Below are 15,934 nucleotides of genomic sequence, written 5' to 3'. Positions count from 1 at the left end.
CCGGAAGGAGCCCTGATGGTACGGCGAGGTCGTTCCGAGCGAGCCACCTTGGCGGATGTCGCCCGACTGGCCGGTGTCTCGCCCACGACCGCGTCGAAGGTCCTCAACGGGCGCAGCGACGTGGGGCCGAACACGCGTGAGCGTGTCCTCGCGGTCATGGCCGAGATCGGCTACAAGCCGACGGCGGCACGTCACGAGCGAGCACGAAACCGGGCCCTCGTCACCATGCTCGACTTCGTGGAGTCCCGTTACGCCGGAACGGTGCTCCAGGGGATACTCGTGGCCGCGACCTCCGCGCAGGCCGAGCTCCTCCTCCGCCTGCCGCCCGACGAGCCGATCAGCACGAGCGGCACGGCGGCCCGTGCCTGGATGGAGGAGCAGAAGGAGTCCGGCGTCGCCGGTCTCATCGCGCTCGCCGTCGCCGTGCCCGACGCGGTGCTCCTCGCCGCGGAGGATCTGGAGGTGCCCGTCGTGTCGATCGACCCGATCGACACGACCGAATCACGTGTCGTCAGCATCGGCTCCACCAACTGGGCGGGCGGTCGCTCGGCGACCGAGCACGTCATCAAGCTCGGCCATCGCAGGATCGCCTGGATTGGCGGCCCGCCGGGCTCCGCCCCCTCGCTGGAACGCTTCCACGGGTACCAGGCCGCGCTCGACTCGGCCGGACTCACGCCGGACCGCGCGCTGATCCGCCACGACGCGTTCTCCGTCGACGCGGGCCTGCGGCACGGCCGCGAGATCCTCGCGCTCGACGAGCGGCCGACCGCGATCGTCGCGGGCAACGACGAGATCGCCGTCGGCGTCCTCGCCGCGGCCAAGGAACTGCACATCACCGTCCCGGGCGAGCTGTCGGTCACCGGGTTCGACGACACCCCGCAGACCGAATGGACCACACCCCGGCTCACCTCGGTCCGGCAGCCTCTCGTCGGCATGGGCCGGATGGCCGTCGAGACCGTCCTCGGCATGGCGGACGGCGTCCAGCCCGCCTCCCGGCACCTCCAACTGGCGACGACCCTCAGCGTCCGCGACTCGACGGGTCCCGTCCCGTCGTCCTGATCCGTCCCGGTCCGGACACCGCGTCGCGTCGCGCCGCGCGCCCGTGGACGAGCAGCAGCACGAGCAGGCCCGCGAGGACGGCGACGGTCGCGCCCGTGCCGAGCGACGCCCCCAGCCGCTGGTCGGCCGCCCGGTCCGGCGCCCACGGCAGTTCCAGCGCCGCGTACCACTCCGGCGCCTGCGACGGCCCCGCCAGCACCGCGAGCCCCGTCCACGCGCGTACGGCGATCGCCCCCACGAGCATCCAGACGCGGACCTGCGGCCGGGTCGCGTGCGGAAGCGGGTCCACGCCGGCCGCCACCGCGAGGAAGAGCACCGCGGTGACCGTCACCACCGCCTGCGCGGCCAGCCGCAGGGCGAGGCTCGGCTGGGCGTGCCCGAACAGGCCCGTCAGGTACAGCACCGGGTACGGCAGCGCGTACAGGGCCAGGACCGTCACCGGATGGGACAGCGCGCGGCCGGCCGGGCCGGCGAGGGGCTCGGATCCCGGGTGGACCCGCCGCCACAGCGTCACCGGGGCTCCGAAGACGAGCAGGACGGGCCCCACGGCGCCGAGCAGCGCGTACTGCGCCGCGTGCGCGGAGAACACCGCGGGCGCGTAGGCCGCCACTCCTCCCGACGTGGCGTAGCCGAGCACGACCAGGCCGGCGACCCAGGACATGGTGCGTCCGGCCGGCCACCTCTCGCCGCCCCCCGGCGACGCGGCGCGCGACAGCCGCCGCACGCCGGACAGGTACGCGGCGAGGGCCGCGGCCAGCAGGAGCAGCGCGATCGGGTCGGGCCGCACGTCGGTGGCGAGCGTGCCCGGGGTGAGTGCGGGCAGGGCGTATCCCAGGGCGTCGTGCTGGTGCACGGCCGTCTCCGCGGGCGGCGGGGGCGTGCGGCCCAGCGCCACGGCCAGACCCAGGGCGCCGGCCATCACCGCGATCTCGCCGCAGGCGAGACGGAGGAACGGCGCGCGGGCCCCGCCGGACTCCATCGCCCCGATGGTCCTGCGCCGGTGCCGCCACCCGAACCAGCCGAGCACGGCCAGCGCGGCGACCTTGGCTAGCACGAGCAGGCCGTACCTCGACTGCCAGAGCAGGGGCAGCGAGCCGAGCCTGACCCAGGCGTTGAGCGCGCCGGACGCCCCGACGGCGGCGAAGCAGCCCAGCGCGAGCGTGCTGAAGCGGCGCACGGCGACGGTGAGCCCGGGCGCGGCGCGCAGGTGCGCCACGAGGGCGTACAGACCGCCGATCCACAGCGCGACGGCCGCGACGTGCGCCATCAGGCTGAGGACGGCGAGGTTGTGGTCGGCGGCCGAGGCCGAGTGGCCCACGTACGCCGGGGGCAGCGCCGCGAGGACCGCCACCGCGAGCAGCGCGGGCCGGAGCAGCGCGGACCGGAGCCGGGGACCGTGTGGCAGGAGCGACCCGGCGGCGACCGCGAGGGCCGCGACCGTCACCGTCAGGAACGCCTGTCCCTGCGGGATGTAGAGGAGGAAGGCGGGCAGCGCGCCCGAGCGCAGCGCGTCGACCGGGGGCAGCCCGAGGAAGTCCGACAGCGTCAGGACCTCGGTGACCGCCGCGCTCGCCGCCCAGCCGAGCGCCCACGCCCCGGCCGCCCGCATGACGGCCCTGCCGCTCGCGGGGGCGAGGACGACGGCGGCCAGCAGGGCCCCGACCGTGGCGGCGGCGCAGGCGTCGTGCACGAGGCGCGCGACCGGCAGGCCCCAGGTGGTCAGGGCGCCGGGGGAGGGCAGCCCCTGGATCGCCGGTTGCGGCCTGCCGCCGCCGAACCACAGGGCGAGCACCAGCACGGCGAACGCCGTCGCGGCGACGGCGGGAACGACCACGCCGCGATGGCGCGGGGGAGATTTCATCGTCGGCGTTCCTCGGCTCGGCACCGTTGATCGAATGCGAGTATGGCCCAAGGGCTCTCCGCGTGGGAGCCCCGGGGTGGGGACCGGAGCCGTCTCCGCATCCGGGCGACGTTCAGCGGTCCCGGCCGCGGGCACCCGGCGCGGACGGCACAGGGAAGGGCGCACTCGCCCCCAGGGAGGCCGGGCGCGAAACAACCGTTTTCGGCAGTCGACTACCGGCGTGTCAGCGGTGACGTCTCGGCATGCTCTCGTTCCTCTCGCCAGGTATGGGCCCGTAGGTGAGAAGCCCATGTTGATGGGCGCGGTCTCGCGGGGTCGGATGCGAGACGCTGCGCTGATCGCGGAACGGTCGATCTTCCTCGTACGTCCGGCGCGACGTTGTTAACGTTAACAAATCACAGCAGAGGTGTGCTCCTCTCTCTGAGGTGACTGAAGGCGACTGAAGGCGCTGGTGCAGCGGAGCAAATACGACGCGGCGAGCACCGTCAAGTGATCCGCCCGGGGCCGCCCTCCGCGTTTCCGCCCGGCAGGACTCCCAGCTGCTCCGATCCGGCCGGGATCACCTTCTCCGTCGGCCGCGTAGCCCGCTGAAAGTTTCAGCGGCCGGAGCGCGGGTGAGGGCCCGGTTCACCGGCGTCCTTGAGTCGCGCGACGCGGGGGCGTCTGGGCGAATCGATTCGCCAATGGTCTTGACACTGCTCGCGGAGGTTTCCACACTGAGGGCGCGTTCGGCTTCCTCCTGCCGGGGTCGGTGATGAGCGGCAGGGGCCGGCGGCGACGCCGGTCGCGTCAGGCGTTCCGCCGCACACTGAATCTTCGGGTGCCTCCGGCTTCCTCCTCGTCGTACAGCCATGTCGGCCTCCGCTGTCGGCTCATGTCGGCTCGGACTCGGGCGGGTGGTCCCGCCGCTTCCTTCTCCGGGGACCGGCCGCGCCGGGCACTCGTCGAGCACCCCACCAGAGTGAGCATCCCCACCAGAAGGAGAAACGCATGCGATTACGCGAATCCGCCCGGCGACGGTCCTCCGGGCACACCCCGGATGGCCGTTCCCCCCGCCTCCGGCGGCTACGGCGGCTGGTCGTCGCCGTGCACCTCGCGATCGCGACGATGGTCCCGGCGGGGTGGGCGGTCGCGGACGGCGCCGCGGCCACCACGACGGGAACGGCCGCCGCGGCCGCCGCGGCCGTGGCGACGGTGGCGACTCCGCCGATGGGCTGGGCGTCGTGGAACACCTTCGCGGCCCAGATCAACTACAACGTCATCAAAGCCCAGGTGGACGCGATGGTGTCCTCGGGGATGAAGGACGCCGGCTACGAGTACGTCAACATCGACGAGGGCTGGTGGCAGGGGACGCGCGACGCGTCCGGCAACATCACGGTCGACCAGTCCGAGTGGCCGGGCGGGATGAAGGCGATCGCCGACTACATCCACAGCAAGGGGCTGAAGGCGGGCATCTACACCGACGCCGGGCGCAACGGCTGCGGCTACTACTACCCGACCGGCCGTCCGGCCGCGCCGAACAGCGGCAGCGAGGGCCACTACGACCAGGACTTCCTGCAGTTCTCCCGCTGGGGCTTCGACTTCGTGAAGGTCGACTGGTGCGGCGGCCAGGCCGAGGGGCTCAACGCCCGCACCGCCTACCAGGCGATCAGCGCCGCCATCGACCGCGCCACCGCGCAGACCGGACGGCCGATGGTGCTGTCGGTCTGCAACTGGGGCGCCCAGAGCCCGTGGGACTGGGCACCGGCCATCTCCACCATGTGGCGCACCAGCGGGGACATCATCTACTGGGGCGAGAACGCCTCGATGGACCGGGTGCTGGCCAACTTCGACTCCGCCCAGCATCCGAACGCGCAGACCCCCGGCCACTACAACGATCCCGACATGCTCGTCGTCGGCATGAACGGCTTCTCCGCGGCGCAGAACCGTACGCACATGGGCCTGTGGGCGATCTCCGGGGCGCCGCTGCTGGCCGGGAACAACATCGCCACGATGAGCGCGGAGACCCGGGCGATCCTGACCAACCGGGAGGTGCTCGCGGTCGACCAGGATCCGCTCGGACGTCAGGGCGTGAAGGTCGCCGAGGACCAGAGCGGACGCCAGGTCTACAGCAAGGTGCTCTCCGGCACCGGCCGCCGGGCCGTGCTCCTGCTCAACCGGACCACCTCCTCCGCGTCCATCACCGCCCGCTGGTCGGACCTCGGCCTGAGCGGGGCCGCCACCGTGCGGAACCTGTGGACCGGGACCGACATCGGCACGTTCGACGGCGGCTACACCACGACCGTGCCCGCCCGCGAAGCGGTCCTGCTCACCGTCACCGGGAGCGGCGCCACTCCGTCCGCCGGCCCGTCGCCCACGCCCACCGGGACAGGCGCGATCAAGGGGGTGGGGTCGGGCCGGTGCCTGGACGTCAGTGGCGCCTCGCAGGCCAACGGCGCGCAGGTGCAGCTCTGGGACTGCAACGGCCAGGCGAACCAGCGGTGGACGCCGACCGGTTCGGGTGAGCTGCGGGTCTACGGCACCAAGTGCCTGGACGTGTACAACCGGGGCACCGCGGACGGCGGCAACGTGGTGATCTGGGACTGCAACGGCCAGAGCAACCAGCAGTGGCGGCTCAACGCCGACGGCACCATCACCGCCGTCGGCGCGAACAAGTGCCTGGACGCCTACAACAACGGCACCGCCAACGGCACCAAGCTCGTCATCTGGACGTGTAACGGCCAGGCCAACCAGCGCTGGACCCGCCTCTGACCTCTCGCCGCATGCCTGCGCCGGGACGGCGCTGTCCGTCCCGGCGCAGGCCGCGCTGCGGTAGCGGCGGGCCGGGGCACAGAGCGGCCACTCCCGAGGTCAATGGGCCTTCTCCTGGTGTGCGGAAGATCGCAGAGGGGACCGGCCCGAGATCGCCCGGGTGTGAGACAATCCCGGCGACATGCGCGCCTCACTCTCCTTCCGGCTCGCGCGGTCGGCCGCCTTCTCGGCCGTCTGCGTGCTCCTGGCCGTCGGCGCGCACCGGTTCGCCGGCGGAGGGGGGCCGGCGCCCGCCGCGCTCCTCACGGGCGTGCTCGTGGTGGCGGCGGGGGCGGCAGTCGCGGCGGGCCGGGAACGGTCGCCCCAGGCGATCGTCGGCCTGCTGCTCGGGGCCCAGGCCTTCCTGCACTTCTTCTTCGACGTCACGGCCTCCGCCGCCGAGGCGGGGCATCCCACGTGGCACGGCGGCCTGAGCGCGCAGACCGGCATGCTCACCGCCCACCTCACCGCGGGGCTGCTCACCGGATGGTGGCTGGCGCGCGGCGAGGAAGCCCTGTGGTCCGTGCTGCGGGGGATCGGCGCCAGGGTGGTGCGCTGCCTGCGGGCGGTGGCCGCATTGGTGACCGCGCTGTCGGCCCTGCTGGGAGCGGATCTCGCGGCCGCCCGGCGTCCTCGCCGGCGCCCGGCGCCCGATGCCGGGCGCGTCCCGCACGCCGCGGGCGTGCTGCGGCACGCGGTCGCCCGCCGCGGGCCACCGGTTCTTCCCGTCTTCTGAGCTTCACGCGCGGGCGGCGCGCATCTCCCAGGGGATCGGACTCTCCCCTTCTGGGACACGCTCGCGCGCCTTCGTAACCTCGCAGACGACTGGAGAACCCCCATGACCTCGTACGTCCGTCGCGCGGCCGCCGTCACCGCCGGTGCCCTCGCGCTCACCCTCGGCCTCGCCGTTCCCGCCCTCGCCCACGTCACCGTCAACCCCGGCACCGCCGTCCAGGGCGGCTGGACCAAGATCGCCTTCCGTGTCCCCAACGAGCGCGACAACGCCTCGACCACCAAGGTGGAGGTCGAGTTCCCCACCGACCACCCGCTGCCGTTCGTCTCGGTCCGCCCGGTCCCCGGCTGGGACGTCAAGCTCACCCGCGGCAAGCTGCCCAAGCCCGTCGTGTCGGACGCCGGCGACACGATCACCGAGTCGGTACTGAAGATCACCTGGTCCGGCGGGAAGATCGAGTCCGGCCAGTTTCAGGAGTTCGAGGCCTCGGTGGGGCCGCTGCCGAAGAACGTGGACGCGCTCACCTTCCCCACGGTGCAGACCTACTCCGGCGGCGAGAAGGTCAAGTGGGCGGATGCGCCGAAGGCCGACGGCTCCGAGCCCGAACACCCCGCGCCGGTGCTCAAGCTCGTCGCCGCCGAGGAGGGGGAGGACGACCATGGCGTCGCCGCCTCCGCCTCGCCTGTCGCCGCCGCCGCCCCCACGGTGGCGGCCGCCGCGGACGATGACGACGACGAGGGCGGGGACACCACCCCGGCCCTGGTGCTCGGCGGCATCGGCCTGGTCGCCGGCCTGGTCGGGGCCGGCGCCGGCCTGACCGCCCTGCGCCGTTCGCGCGGCTGAGACGGCCGCGCCGAGGCGCCTGCGCTCCGGGCGTGAGGCGCCTCCCGTCCGGAGCGGGAGACCCCGCCGGGCCTTCCGCTCCGGACGGCCGGATCCGGACAGCAGGATCAGGACGGGCGGATCAGGACAGCAGGGTCTCGCCGATCCAGCCGTCCGGGGAGCATCCGGGTGGTATGGCGAAGACGGCCGACCCGATGGGGGTCGTCCACTGGTTCAGCAGATCCATCTCCGCCAGCCGCGCCTGGATCGGGACGAACTGCCGTGCCACGTCGGCCTGGTAGGACGCGAACAGCAGGCCGGCGTCCTGCCGTCCCTCCGGGCTGAGTCCGGCCTCGTAGTTGTATGCCCGGCGCAGGATCCGCATGCCCGGGTCGGCCGTCCGCGCGCGGCGGATGTGCGCGAACTCGGAGATCACCGGCAGGCCCGACGGGCCGAGCGCGGCGAAGTCGGGCTCGTCGGTCTCGGCCCGGCCGGTCAGGGGCGCACCGTTGTCCAGCCGCCGCCCGACGCTGAACTCCTTGGCCGCCCGGTCCGCGGCGTCCCACTTCTCCAGGTCCATCCGGATGCGCCGCAGCACCAGCGTGGTGCCGCCGCGCAGCCACCCGTCGCGCACCCACACGGCCCGCTCGAAGTCCGCCGAGCCCGGCGTGAGGTTGACGGTGCCGTCGAGCTGGCCCATCAGGTTGCGCTGGGTCGTGCCCGGCGCCCGGACCTGCGGGCTCTGCCGGAAGCCGTGCTGGGTCCAGCGTATGGTCGCGAAGGAACGGGCGTCCCTGACGAGCACGCGCAGCGCGTGCGCCAGCGTGACGCGGTCCTCCGCGCACACGTGGACCAGCAGATCGCCGCCGCTCCAGCGAGGCTGCAAAGCGTCGATCTTGAAGGCCGGCAGCGGCCGTGGCGCCAGGTGCCCGGCCCCCGCCGCCTCGAACAGCCCGGCGCCGAACCCGAAGGTGACGGTGAGCCGCGCGGGCAGCAGCGCCAGTTCGGCGTCGGTGTCGGCGAGGGCGGGCTCGCCCCGGGTGAGCCGCCGCGCGTCGTCGGTCAGCAGCCGCATCAGGCGTGTCAGCGCGACTCGCCCGGTTTTCGGCCGCAGGTCGAACCCGGCGAACACCGCGAACGTCTGCGGAGAGGTCGCGACGCCCGCCTGGTGGACGCCGTGGAAGGGTTCGACGGCGTCACCGCCGGGGAGAGGCGCGGACCCGGCCGCCGCGGACCCGGCCCCACCGGGCACGGCGCAGGCCGCCGCGGCGGCGGCGACGGCCCCTCCCGCGAGCAGGCCGCGCCGGGTCAGCCGCCGTCCCGCCCGGGACTCGCGCTCACTCATGGGGGGCGTAGGACTCGTTGGCACCGGCGAAGTCCTTGGCCACCGCGGTGAAGGACACCGTCCTGCCGTCCTTCAGGGTGATCGTGAAGGGCACCTCGGCCCCGGGCTCGATCGCCGTGCGGACGTCCATGAGCATGATGTGGTCGCCGCCGGGCTGGAGCACGTGCCGCCCGCCCGCGGGGATCACGAACCCGCCCTGCTTGCGGCGCATCGTCGTGGCGCCGGCGTCTCCGGCGACCTCGTGCAGTTCCACGGACGGGGAGACGGGGGTGCTCACCCCGACGACGGTGACCGCCTCGCGGGTGGTGTTGACGAGCGTGCCGAAGGCGGCGCTCATGCCGGAACGGGCCGTCTTCACCCACGGATCGGCGATCGACAGCGGGGCGGCGGCCGTCGTGGCGGACGCGGAGACGGGGGCCTGCGCCGCCGCCGGCGAAGCGGCGGTGGTGCCGGCCGGTGCGGCGCAGGCGGCCGCGGCGAGGAGGGCGGCGAGCGCCGCCGGGAGGACGCGGTGAACGGTCGTGCTGGTCATGCGGAAGCCTTCTCTCGGTCGTCCGGCGGGCACGCGGGCGCGTCCCGTGGGCCGGGCGGGCGCGGCTGAGACACGGGCCGGGCGCGGCTGAGGAACGGGGCACGCGCGTGGGCATGCTCCGCCGGAAAAGATCATGATCACGTCCCGGGCCGTACGCGGCCGGGAGCGGGGTGAGGAGCGCCGTCTCAGACGGACGTACGGAGAAGGCGGGGCGGGCCGCGCCGGGTGACGCTGTGACGCGGCGCGACGGAGCGGGGGACAAGCGGCTCGTCCGGATGCGGCGACGCCAGGGGCGCGAACACGGGCGGCGCCGGATCGGCCGCGATCCGCGTGAGGCGTACGGCCAGCCGCCGCAGCAGCGCCCACAGGGCGGCCTCGCCCCTGGCCAGCCACAGCGACGTCAGCACCACCGCCGAGCCGTGGGCGATGAGCATCCCCAAGCCGGGTCCGGCGTGCGCGTGCCCGGCCAGGAGGTGCCCGGTCGCGACGTCCACGGTAGACGGGGACGCCAGGGCGAACAGCACGTGCAACGCGGCCTGCAGGGCCGCGAGCAGGGGCAGGATCGCGCGCAGCGTCCGCTCCCCGCCGGACAGGGGCAGCGCGGCGGCGAACACCGCCGGCAGGCCCAGCGCGAGCGCGCCGGGGGTCACCTCGCCGCCGCTGAACAGGTGCGCCAGCACGCCCAGACCGAGGCACACCGCGGTGAAGGCGGCGGCTCGGGCGAGACGGAGAGGCGATGTCAGCGGCATGGCACTGCCAATATCGCATGCCCCGCGCCCGGTCCCCGTTCCGGGACGCCGTGTCGCCCGCGGGCGACGCCGGTTCAGCCGGCTACGGCGCCTGGCTCGGGGACGGCTCACGGCGCCTGGCTCGGGGACGGGTCACGGCGCCTGGCTCGGGGACGGCTCAGGGAGCCGGGCGCCCGCACTTCGCCGGCGATACTCGCGCGGCGAGCCGCCGGTGATCCGCTTGAACGCGGTGCTGAGGGCGCTTTCCGAGCCGTAGCCGACGGCGTGGGCGATCGCGGCGAGCGTGTCGCCGCCGTCGCGCAGGCGCCGGGAGGCGAGCTCGATCCGCCACCGGGTGAGGTAGTCCAGGGGGCCGAGACCGACCGTGTCCTTGAACCGCGCGGCGAGGGTGGACCGGGACACCGCACCGGTCCGTGCCAGCTCCGCGACGGTCCATGGATGGGCGGGCCGCGCGTGCATGGACCGCAGTGCCGCCGCGACCACGGGGTCGGCGAGACCGGCGAGCCAGCCCGACACCGCGCGGGGCTCCCGGGCCAGGTGCAGACGCAGGACGTGGATGAGCATGACCACGGCGAGATGCTCGGCCGCGAGCGTCGAGCCGATGGCGCGCCCCCGCAGCTCGGCGTCGATCTGGTCGAGGGCCCACCGCACCGCGCTCGCCTCGCCGGTTTCCGCGGGCACGTGGATGACCCGCGGCAGCCCGTCGAGCAGGAGCGAGCGCGCCCGGTCGCCGAACGAGAAGCGGCCGCCGACGAGGAGCGTGTCCGCGCCGTCGCCGACGTGTGCGAGGCCGTCCCGGGCCGCCGTCCACAACGGCCCGGCGTCGACCGGGACGGCATGCGGGTCGCTGAAGAGCGTGAAGACGAGCGGGCGCGTGAGCAGAAAACAGTCGCCCTCCGCCAGGGAGATCGGCGCGTCGAGGCCCTCGACGTCCAGGAGGCACCGGCCGCGCCGGATGGCGTTGAACTTCACGCCGTCCGGCGGCTCGAAACGCACGGCCCAGCTGCCGCCCGCCGACATGCCCGTGGACAGGTGCGCCCTGGTGCCCAGCAGCGCGAGCACGTCTTCGAGCGGATCCATCGGCTTCTCCGGTGCGATCGGGTGATGGACGATCGATAAAGTATGCCGGACTTTTCGCTATAGATAGTCCGAATCCGGCGCTCTAGCGTGACGGCATGAACAGCGAACAGACTCGTCTCACCACTCCCTTCCACTCCCACGCCACCGCGGCCGAGGTCATCGAAGGGGTGGATCTGTCCGGGCGGCGCGTCGTCGTCACCGGCGGCGCTTCCGGCATCGGCGCGGAAACCGTCCGCGTCCTGGCCGGGGCCGGGGCGGAGGTCACCATCGCCGCCCGCGACCCGGCCGCGGCGGCGCGAATCGCCGCGAGCCTCGCCGGCGCGCCGGGAGCCGTCCGGTCCGCAGCGCTCGACCTGGCCGATCTGTCGTCTGTCGCGGCGTTCGTGCGGGAGTGGCGCGGCCCGCTCGATGTGCTGGTCGCCAACGCCGGGGTCATGGCGCTCCCGGTGCGCCAAATTACCGCGCAGGGCTGGGAGATGCAGCTCGCGACGAACTATCTCGGACATTTCGCCCTCGCCGTGGGCCTGTACGGCAGTCTGCGGGCGGCGGGCCGGGCGCGGATCGTCGTCGTCAGCTCCGGCGCCCATCGCGAGACGCCGTTCGACTTCGACGACCCGCAGTTCGAGCGCCGGCCGTACCACCCGTGGACGGCCTACGGGCAGTCCAAGACGGCGGACGTCCTGCTGGCGGTGGGCGCGCGCCGGTGGGCGGCCGACGGGATCACGGCGAACGCGCTCAACCCCGGCTGGATATCGACGAACCTCCAGCGCCACCTGGACGAGGCGACCATGCGCGAGATGGGCGCGATCGACGAGAACGGCGAGATCGTTCCCCGGCCCTACCTCAAGACGGTCGCCCAGGGCGCGGCGGCATCGGTGCTGCTGGCGGCCTCGCCCCTGGTGGAAGGCGTGACCGGGCGCTACTTCGAGGACAACCAGGAGGCCCCGCCCGCCGCCCCCGGGATCGCTGGCGGAGTGGCGGCCCACGCGTTCGACAGGGACGCGGCGGACCGCCTGTGGGACTACGGAAGCGCCGCGCTCGGCTGAGGAGCCGGGCGGCTCTTCGGAGCATCGGTGTCACAGACGCGGGGCCTGTCCGGTCATAGGTGTCGTACGCCCGTCGGAGGACGGGCAGTCACCAGGAGAGCATCGCGGAGGTACGGCAATGAAGATCGTGGTCGTCGGCGGCAGCGGGCTGATCGGGAGCAAGGTCGTCGACAGGCTCGGCGGTCAGGGGCATGAGGCGGTGGTGGCCACTCCCCGGACGGGTGTGAACACCGTCACGGGGGAGGGCCTGGCCGAGGTGCTCAAGGGCGCCTCGGTGGTGGTCGACGTGTCGAACTCCCCGTCCTTCGAGGACACCGCGGTGATGGAGTTCTTCACCGCATCCACCCGCAACCTGCTGGCCGCGGAGACCGAGGCGGGAGTGGGCCATCACGTCGCGCTGTCGATCGTCGGAACGTCCCGTCTGCCCGAGAACGGTTACTTCCGGGCCAAGCACGCGCAGGAGGAACTGATCGTCGCCTCCGCGATCCCCCACACGATCGTGTACGCGACGCAGTTCTTCGAGTTCGTCGGCGGCATCGCCGACACGGCCACCGAAGGGGACACCGTCCGTGTGGCGCCGGTGCTGTTCCAGCCGATCGCGGCCGCGGACGTCTCCGAGGCGGTGGCCAGGGTCGCGGTGAGGCCGCCCGCCGGCGGGGTCGAGATCGCCGGTCCGGACCGTCTCAGGTTCGACGAGGTGGTCCGGCGGGTCCTCGAGGCCCGCCGCGACCCCCGCCGGGTGGTCGGCGACCCGGACGCGCGCTATTTCGGCTCGAAGCTGCAGGAGGGCAGCCTGGTCCCCGAGGGCGACGCCGACCTCGGCCCCACGCGGTTCGCCGACTGGCTCAAGGAGCACACGGCGGAGTAGGGCCCGTCCGGCGTCCGGCGGGAGGCGCGGGAGCGGCATAGGAATTGGGCCGTTTGGGCACTTCAAGAGGTATCGGGGGCGTGTTCGATGGGGGGAACCATGGCTGTATCGGCGGACCTGGCGAAGCTGCTCGACCGCGAGTACGAGGACAAGACCCTGGACGAGCTCCTCAAGGCGCCGGTGGATGCGCTGGCCGGGGTGAGCGCGGAGGACGCGGAGCTGCTGAAGAAGGCCTTCCACATCAAGACCGTCGGAGACCTCGGCCGAAACAAGTTCTTCCGGGCGGCCACCGCGCTCGTCGATCTCACCGACAGCGGGAAATAATCGGGTCTCCCGCCCTACCGGCGGCCGTTGTAGAAGATTTCCATCGCCTTGTAGGTTGATGGAAAGTGCCTACAAAGGAGCGGCCGTGGGGGCTCTGTTCGTCGGTGTGGACGGGGGAGGTACCAGTACGCGCTGCGTCGTGGTCACGGAATCGGGCGAGATCGCCGGGCGTGGACTGGCCGGCGGCGCCAACGCGATCTCGGTCCCCGATCCGGCGGCCAATCTGCGCGCCGCGCTGCTCGGCGCGCTGGAGGGCCTGGACCGCGCGCGGGTCGCGGGCGGCGTGTTCGGCCTGGCCGGGGCGGCCCGCGCGGCGGAGCCGGCGGAGCGGGCCTGGCGGGAGGCCGGGCTCGCCGGGCGGCCGGCGGTGGTCGCCGACGTGCTCGTCGCCTTCACCGGCGCCACCGACGAGCCGGACGGCGCGGTCCTGGTGGCCGGCACCGGCGCGATTGGCGCGCGTGTCCGCGACCGCCGTGTCGTGCGGCGGGCCGACGGCCTCGGCTGGCTCCTGGGCGACGAGGGTTCGGGCGTGTGGCTGGGCCGCCGGGCCGCCGCCGCGGCGCTGAACGCGATCGACGGCCGGGGCGCGTCCACCGTGCTGGTCGCCCGGGTGGCCGAGGCCGTCCTGGGCGCCGGGGCGGCCGGCGAGGACGACGGGCCCGCGCTCGCCCAGGCCCTGGTCTCGGTCGTGTACGCGCAGGTGGCCGAGCGCGGTCCCGCCTGGCTCGGCACGCTCGCGCCCGTGGTGGACACCGCCGCCCGCGAGGGCGACGAGGTGGCCCGCGGCGTCGTCGCCGAGGCGGCCCGCAGGCTGTGCCGTACGGCACGGGTCGTCACCGGGGAGGCCGCCCACGACAGGGGAGCACGGGCGGCGGGAGGCGGGGGGCCGCTGGTGCTCGCGGGGTCGCTGCTGACCGAGCCGACCGAGCTCGCCCACCTGGTCAGGGCCGAGCTGGGCAGGCGGGCCACGCTGGTGCGCGCCCGGGACGCCGCGGCGGGCGCCGCCGCGCTCGCGGTGCGGGCGGCCCTGCCCGGCGACCCCCGCGCCGCCGAGGCGCACCGCGCGCTGATCGGGCAGGGGGGCGCATGAGCGAGCGGAGCGAGCGAGTCGGTACGCACTGTGCGAGCGAAACGAGTGGATCAAGAAACACCGCCTGCACGCCTCCGGCACGACCTGACGCCGAGCCGCCGGACGGGGAGGCGGCATGAGTGAGGGCGAGCTGGACCGGATGGCGATGGCGGTGCTCCAGCCCGGGTTCGAGGGCACGGAGCCGCCCGCGTGGCTGCGGCGGGCGCTCGCGGAGGGCCTCGGCGGCGTGGTCCTGTTCGCCCGCAACGTCGCCGGCCTGGAGGGGACGGCCGCCCTGGCCGCGGAGCTGCGCCGGGAGCGGCCGGACGTGGTCGTCGCGGTGGACGAGGAGGGCGGTTCCGTCACCCGTCTGGAGGCCGCCGGCGGCAGTTCGTGGCCCGGCAACATGGCGCTGGGCGTCGCCGGCGACGAGGCGCTGACCCGCCGGGTGGCGCGGCAGATCGGCCGGATGGTCGCCGCCGCCGGCGTCACCCTCGACTACGCCCCCGTGGTGGACGTCAACGCCGACCCCCGTAACCCCGTCATCGGCGTGCGTTCCTTCGGCTCCGACCCCGAGGAGGTCGGCCGCCACGGCGCCGCCTGGATCGAGGGACTGCAGAGCGCCGGGGTGGCCGCCTGCGCCAAGCACTTCCCCGGCCACGGCGACACCGTGACCGACTCCCACCTGGCACTGCCCGCCGTACGGGCCTCCCGTGAGGTGATAGAACGGCGCGACCTGCCGCCGTTCCGGGCCGCGATCGCGGCCGGGGTGCGCGCCGTGATGTGCGGGCACCTGCTCGTCCCCGCCGTCGACGCGCTCCCCGCGACGCTGAGCCGGGCGGTGCTGACCGGCCTGCTGCGGGAGGAACTGGGGTTCGAGGGGCTCGTGGTGACCGACGCGATCGAGATGCGGGCGGTCGCCGCCCTGCATCCGCCCGGCGAGATCGCGGTCCGCGCGCTGGCCGCCGGGGCCGACGCGATCTGCGTCGGGGTGTCCTCGGCCAGGGGGGAGAGCGTGTACGCGCTGCGCGACGCGATCACCGGCGCGGTCCGCGAGGGCCGGCTGGCGGAGGAGCGCCTGGCCGAGGCGGCGGGCCGGGTGCGGGACCTGGCCGCGTGGTACGACGCGCAGGCGGAGGCCAGGAAGGCGGTGGCCCGCGACGCCGACGAGGGCCTCGGCCTGGCGGCGGCGACGGCGGCGCTGCGCGCGACCCCCGCGGAGCCTCCGGGGCCGCTCACGCGGGCGCCGCTGGTGGTGCACATGGCGGCGCGCCCCAGTCAGGCCGTCGGCCGGGCGACCCCTCTCACCCTGGGGGAGGCGCTCGGCGAGCTCCTGCCCGGGACCGTGACGGCGCAGGTGCATGACGACGGGCGGCTGCCGGAGCTGCGCGACACCGGGGGCCCGCTCGTGATCGCCGTCCACGACGCCGTGCGGCACGCCTGGATGCGGCGGCTCCTGGAGGAGGCGCTGCGGGCCCGCCCGGACGCGATCGTGGTGGAGACCGGGGTGCCGGGGCCGCCCGCCGGGCGGCTGTACCTCGCCACTCACGGCAGCTCCACGGCCTCTGCGCGGGCGGCGGCCCGCTGGCTCGCCGGAGCCGTCTGACCCGCCTGCCGGCCCCTGGGACAGGACATATTCCCAGGTAGCAGGCTCGG

14 protein-coding genes are annotated in these 15,934 nt (G+C 74.3%); 9 read left to right on the top strand and 5 right to left on the bottom strand.

The annotated features are described in order from the left end of the window. The first annotated feature begins 48 nt into the window (after nucleotides 1-48). Nucleotides 49-1,059: a LacI family DNA-binding transcriptional regulator gene (locus tag HHX30_RS36800; protein ID WP_249350842.1), complete on the top strand. Its 1,011-nt coding sequence runs from the start codon at nucleotides 49-51 to the stop codon at nucleotides 1,057-1,059. Here the strand turns inward: HHX30_RS36800 and HHX30_RS36795 are convergent. Then, nucleotides 1,019-2,920 carry a cytochrome c oxidase assembly protein gene (locus HHX30_RS36795; protein ID WP_169988380.1) on the bottom strand — a complete coding sequence of 634 codons (1,902 nt, stop codon included), beginning with the start codon at nucleotides 2,918-2,920 and terminating at the stop codon, nucleotides 1,019-1,021. The two genes, HHX30_RS36800 and HHX30_RS36795, sit on opposite strands and share 41 nt — an antisense overlap. 990 nt (nucleotides 2,921-3,910) lie before the next feature. Between HHX30_RS36795 and HHX30_RS36790 the strand changes: the two genes are divergently transcribed. The 3 genes from HHX30_RS36790 (at nucleotide 3,911) to HHX30_RS36780 (ending at nucleotide 7,286) form a co-directional block, all read left to right on the top strand. Beyond that, complete coding sequence (locus tag HHX30_RS36790; protein ID WP_249350841.1) at nucleotides 3,911-5,671, top strand: lectin; 1,761 nt, start codon at nucleotides 3,911-3,913, stop codon at nucleotides 5,669-5,671. Between the two features lie 181 nt (nucleotides 5,672-5,852). Then, nucleotides 5,853-6,446, top strand: coding sequence for an MFS transporter (locus tag HHX30_RS36785; protein ID WP_169988378.1), 594 nt, complete (start codon nucleotides 5,853-5,855; stop codon nucleotides 6,444-6,446). Nucleotides 6,447-6,548: 102 nt separating this feature from the next. Beyond that, a complete protein-coding gene (locus tag HHX30_RS36780) occupies nucleotides 6,549-7,286 on the top strand; it encodes a YcnI family protein (protein ID WP_169988376.1) in 738 nt (245 codons plus the stop codon). Between the two features lie 121 nt (nucleotides 7,287-7,407). Here the strand turns inward: HHX30_RS36780 and HHX30_RS36775 are convergent, their stop codons facing one another. The 4 genes from HHX30_RS36775 to HHX30_RS36760 form a co-directional block, all read right to left on the bottom strand. After that, the gene (locus HHX30_RS36775; protein ID WP_169988374.1) at nucleotides 7,408-8,610 is read right to left on the bottom strand and encodes a Dyp-type peroxidase; all 1,203 of its coding nucleotides are present in this window, start codon (nucleotides 8,608-8,610) and stop codon (nucleotides 7,408-7,410) included. Continuing rightward, entirely contained in the window at nucleotides 8,603-9,142 is a 540-nt protein-coding gene (locus HHX30_RS36770) for a copper chaperone PCu(A)C (RefSeq protein WP_169988372.1), read from the bottom strand. The genes HHX30_RS36775 and HHX30_RS36770 overlap by 8 nt, the downstream gene beginning before the upstream one ends. A gap of 185 nt (nucleotides 9,143-9,327) precedes the next feature. Beyond that, complete coding sequence (locus tag HHX30_RS36765) at nucleotides 9,328-9,891, bottom strand: MFS transporter (RefSeq protein ID WP_169988370.1); 564 nt, start codon at nucleotides 9,889-9,891, stop codon at nucleotides 9,328-9,330. A gap of 132 nt (nucleotides 9,892-10,023) precedes the next feature. Continuing rightward, nucleotides 10,024-10,971: an AraC family transcriptional regulator gene (locus tag HHX30_RS36760; protein WP_169988368.1), complete on the bottom strand. Its 948-nt coding sequence runs from the start codon at nucleotides 10,969-10,971 to the stop codon at nucleotides 10,024-10,026. A gap of 95 nt (nucleotides 10,972-11,066) precedes the next feature. Here HHX30_RS36760 and HHX30_RS36755 point away from each other — a divergent pair, with 95 nt between their 5' ends. The 5 genes from HHX30_RS36755 (at nucleotide 11,067) to HHX30_RS36735 (ending at nucleotide 15,884) form a co-directional block, all read left to right on the top strand. Further along, entirely contained in the window at nucleotides 11,067-12,017 is a 951-nt protein-coding gene (locus HHX30_RS36755) for an SDR family NAD(P)-dependent oxidoreductase (RefSeq protein ID WP_169988366.1), read from the top strand. A 118-nt stretch (nucleotides 12,018-12,135) separates the two neighbouring features. Beyond that, nucleotides 12,136-12,885 (top strand): SDR family oxidoreductase, encoded by a 750-nt coding sequence (locus HHX30_RS36750; protein ID WP_169988364.1) that lies wholly within the window; start codon nucleotides 12,136-12,138, stop codon nucleotides 12,883-12,885. A 99-nt stretch (nucleotides 12,886-12,984) separates the two neighbouring features. Beyond that, on the top strand, nucleotides 12,985-13,209 hold the full coding sequence (locus HHX30_RS36745) for a hypothetical protein (protein WP_169988362.1): 225 nt from the start codon (nucleotides 12,985-12,987) through the stop codon (nucleotides 13,207-13,209). 85 nt (nucleotides 13,210-13,294) lie between these two features. Continuing rightward, nucleotides 13,295-14,299, top strand: a complete 1,005-nt coding sequence (locus HHX30_RS36740) for a BadF/BadG/BcrA/BcrD ATPase family protein (protein WP_311923011.1) — start codon at nucleotides 13,295-13,297, stop codon at nucleotides 14,297-14,299. A gap of 115 nt (nucleotides 14,300-14,414) precedes the next feature. Continuing rightward, a complete protein-coding gene (locus HHX30_RS36735) occupies nucleotides 14,415-15,884 on the top strand; it encodes a glycoside hydrolase family 3 protein (RefSeq protein WP_169988358.1) in 1,470 nt (489 codons plus the stop codon). The last annotated feature ends 50 nt before the right edge of the window (nucleotides 15,885-15,934 follow it).

Origin of the sequence: Microbispora sp. H10836 (assembly GCF_012999525.1) — a bacterium.
In the GTDB taxonomy this organism is placed as follows: domain Bacteria; phylum Actinomycetota; class Actinomycetes; order Streptosporangiales; family Streptosporangiaceae; genus Microbispora.
Note: the sequence above shows the minus strand (reverse complement) of the source record. Positions and strands in the feature narration are given on the sequence as shown.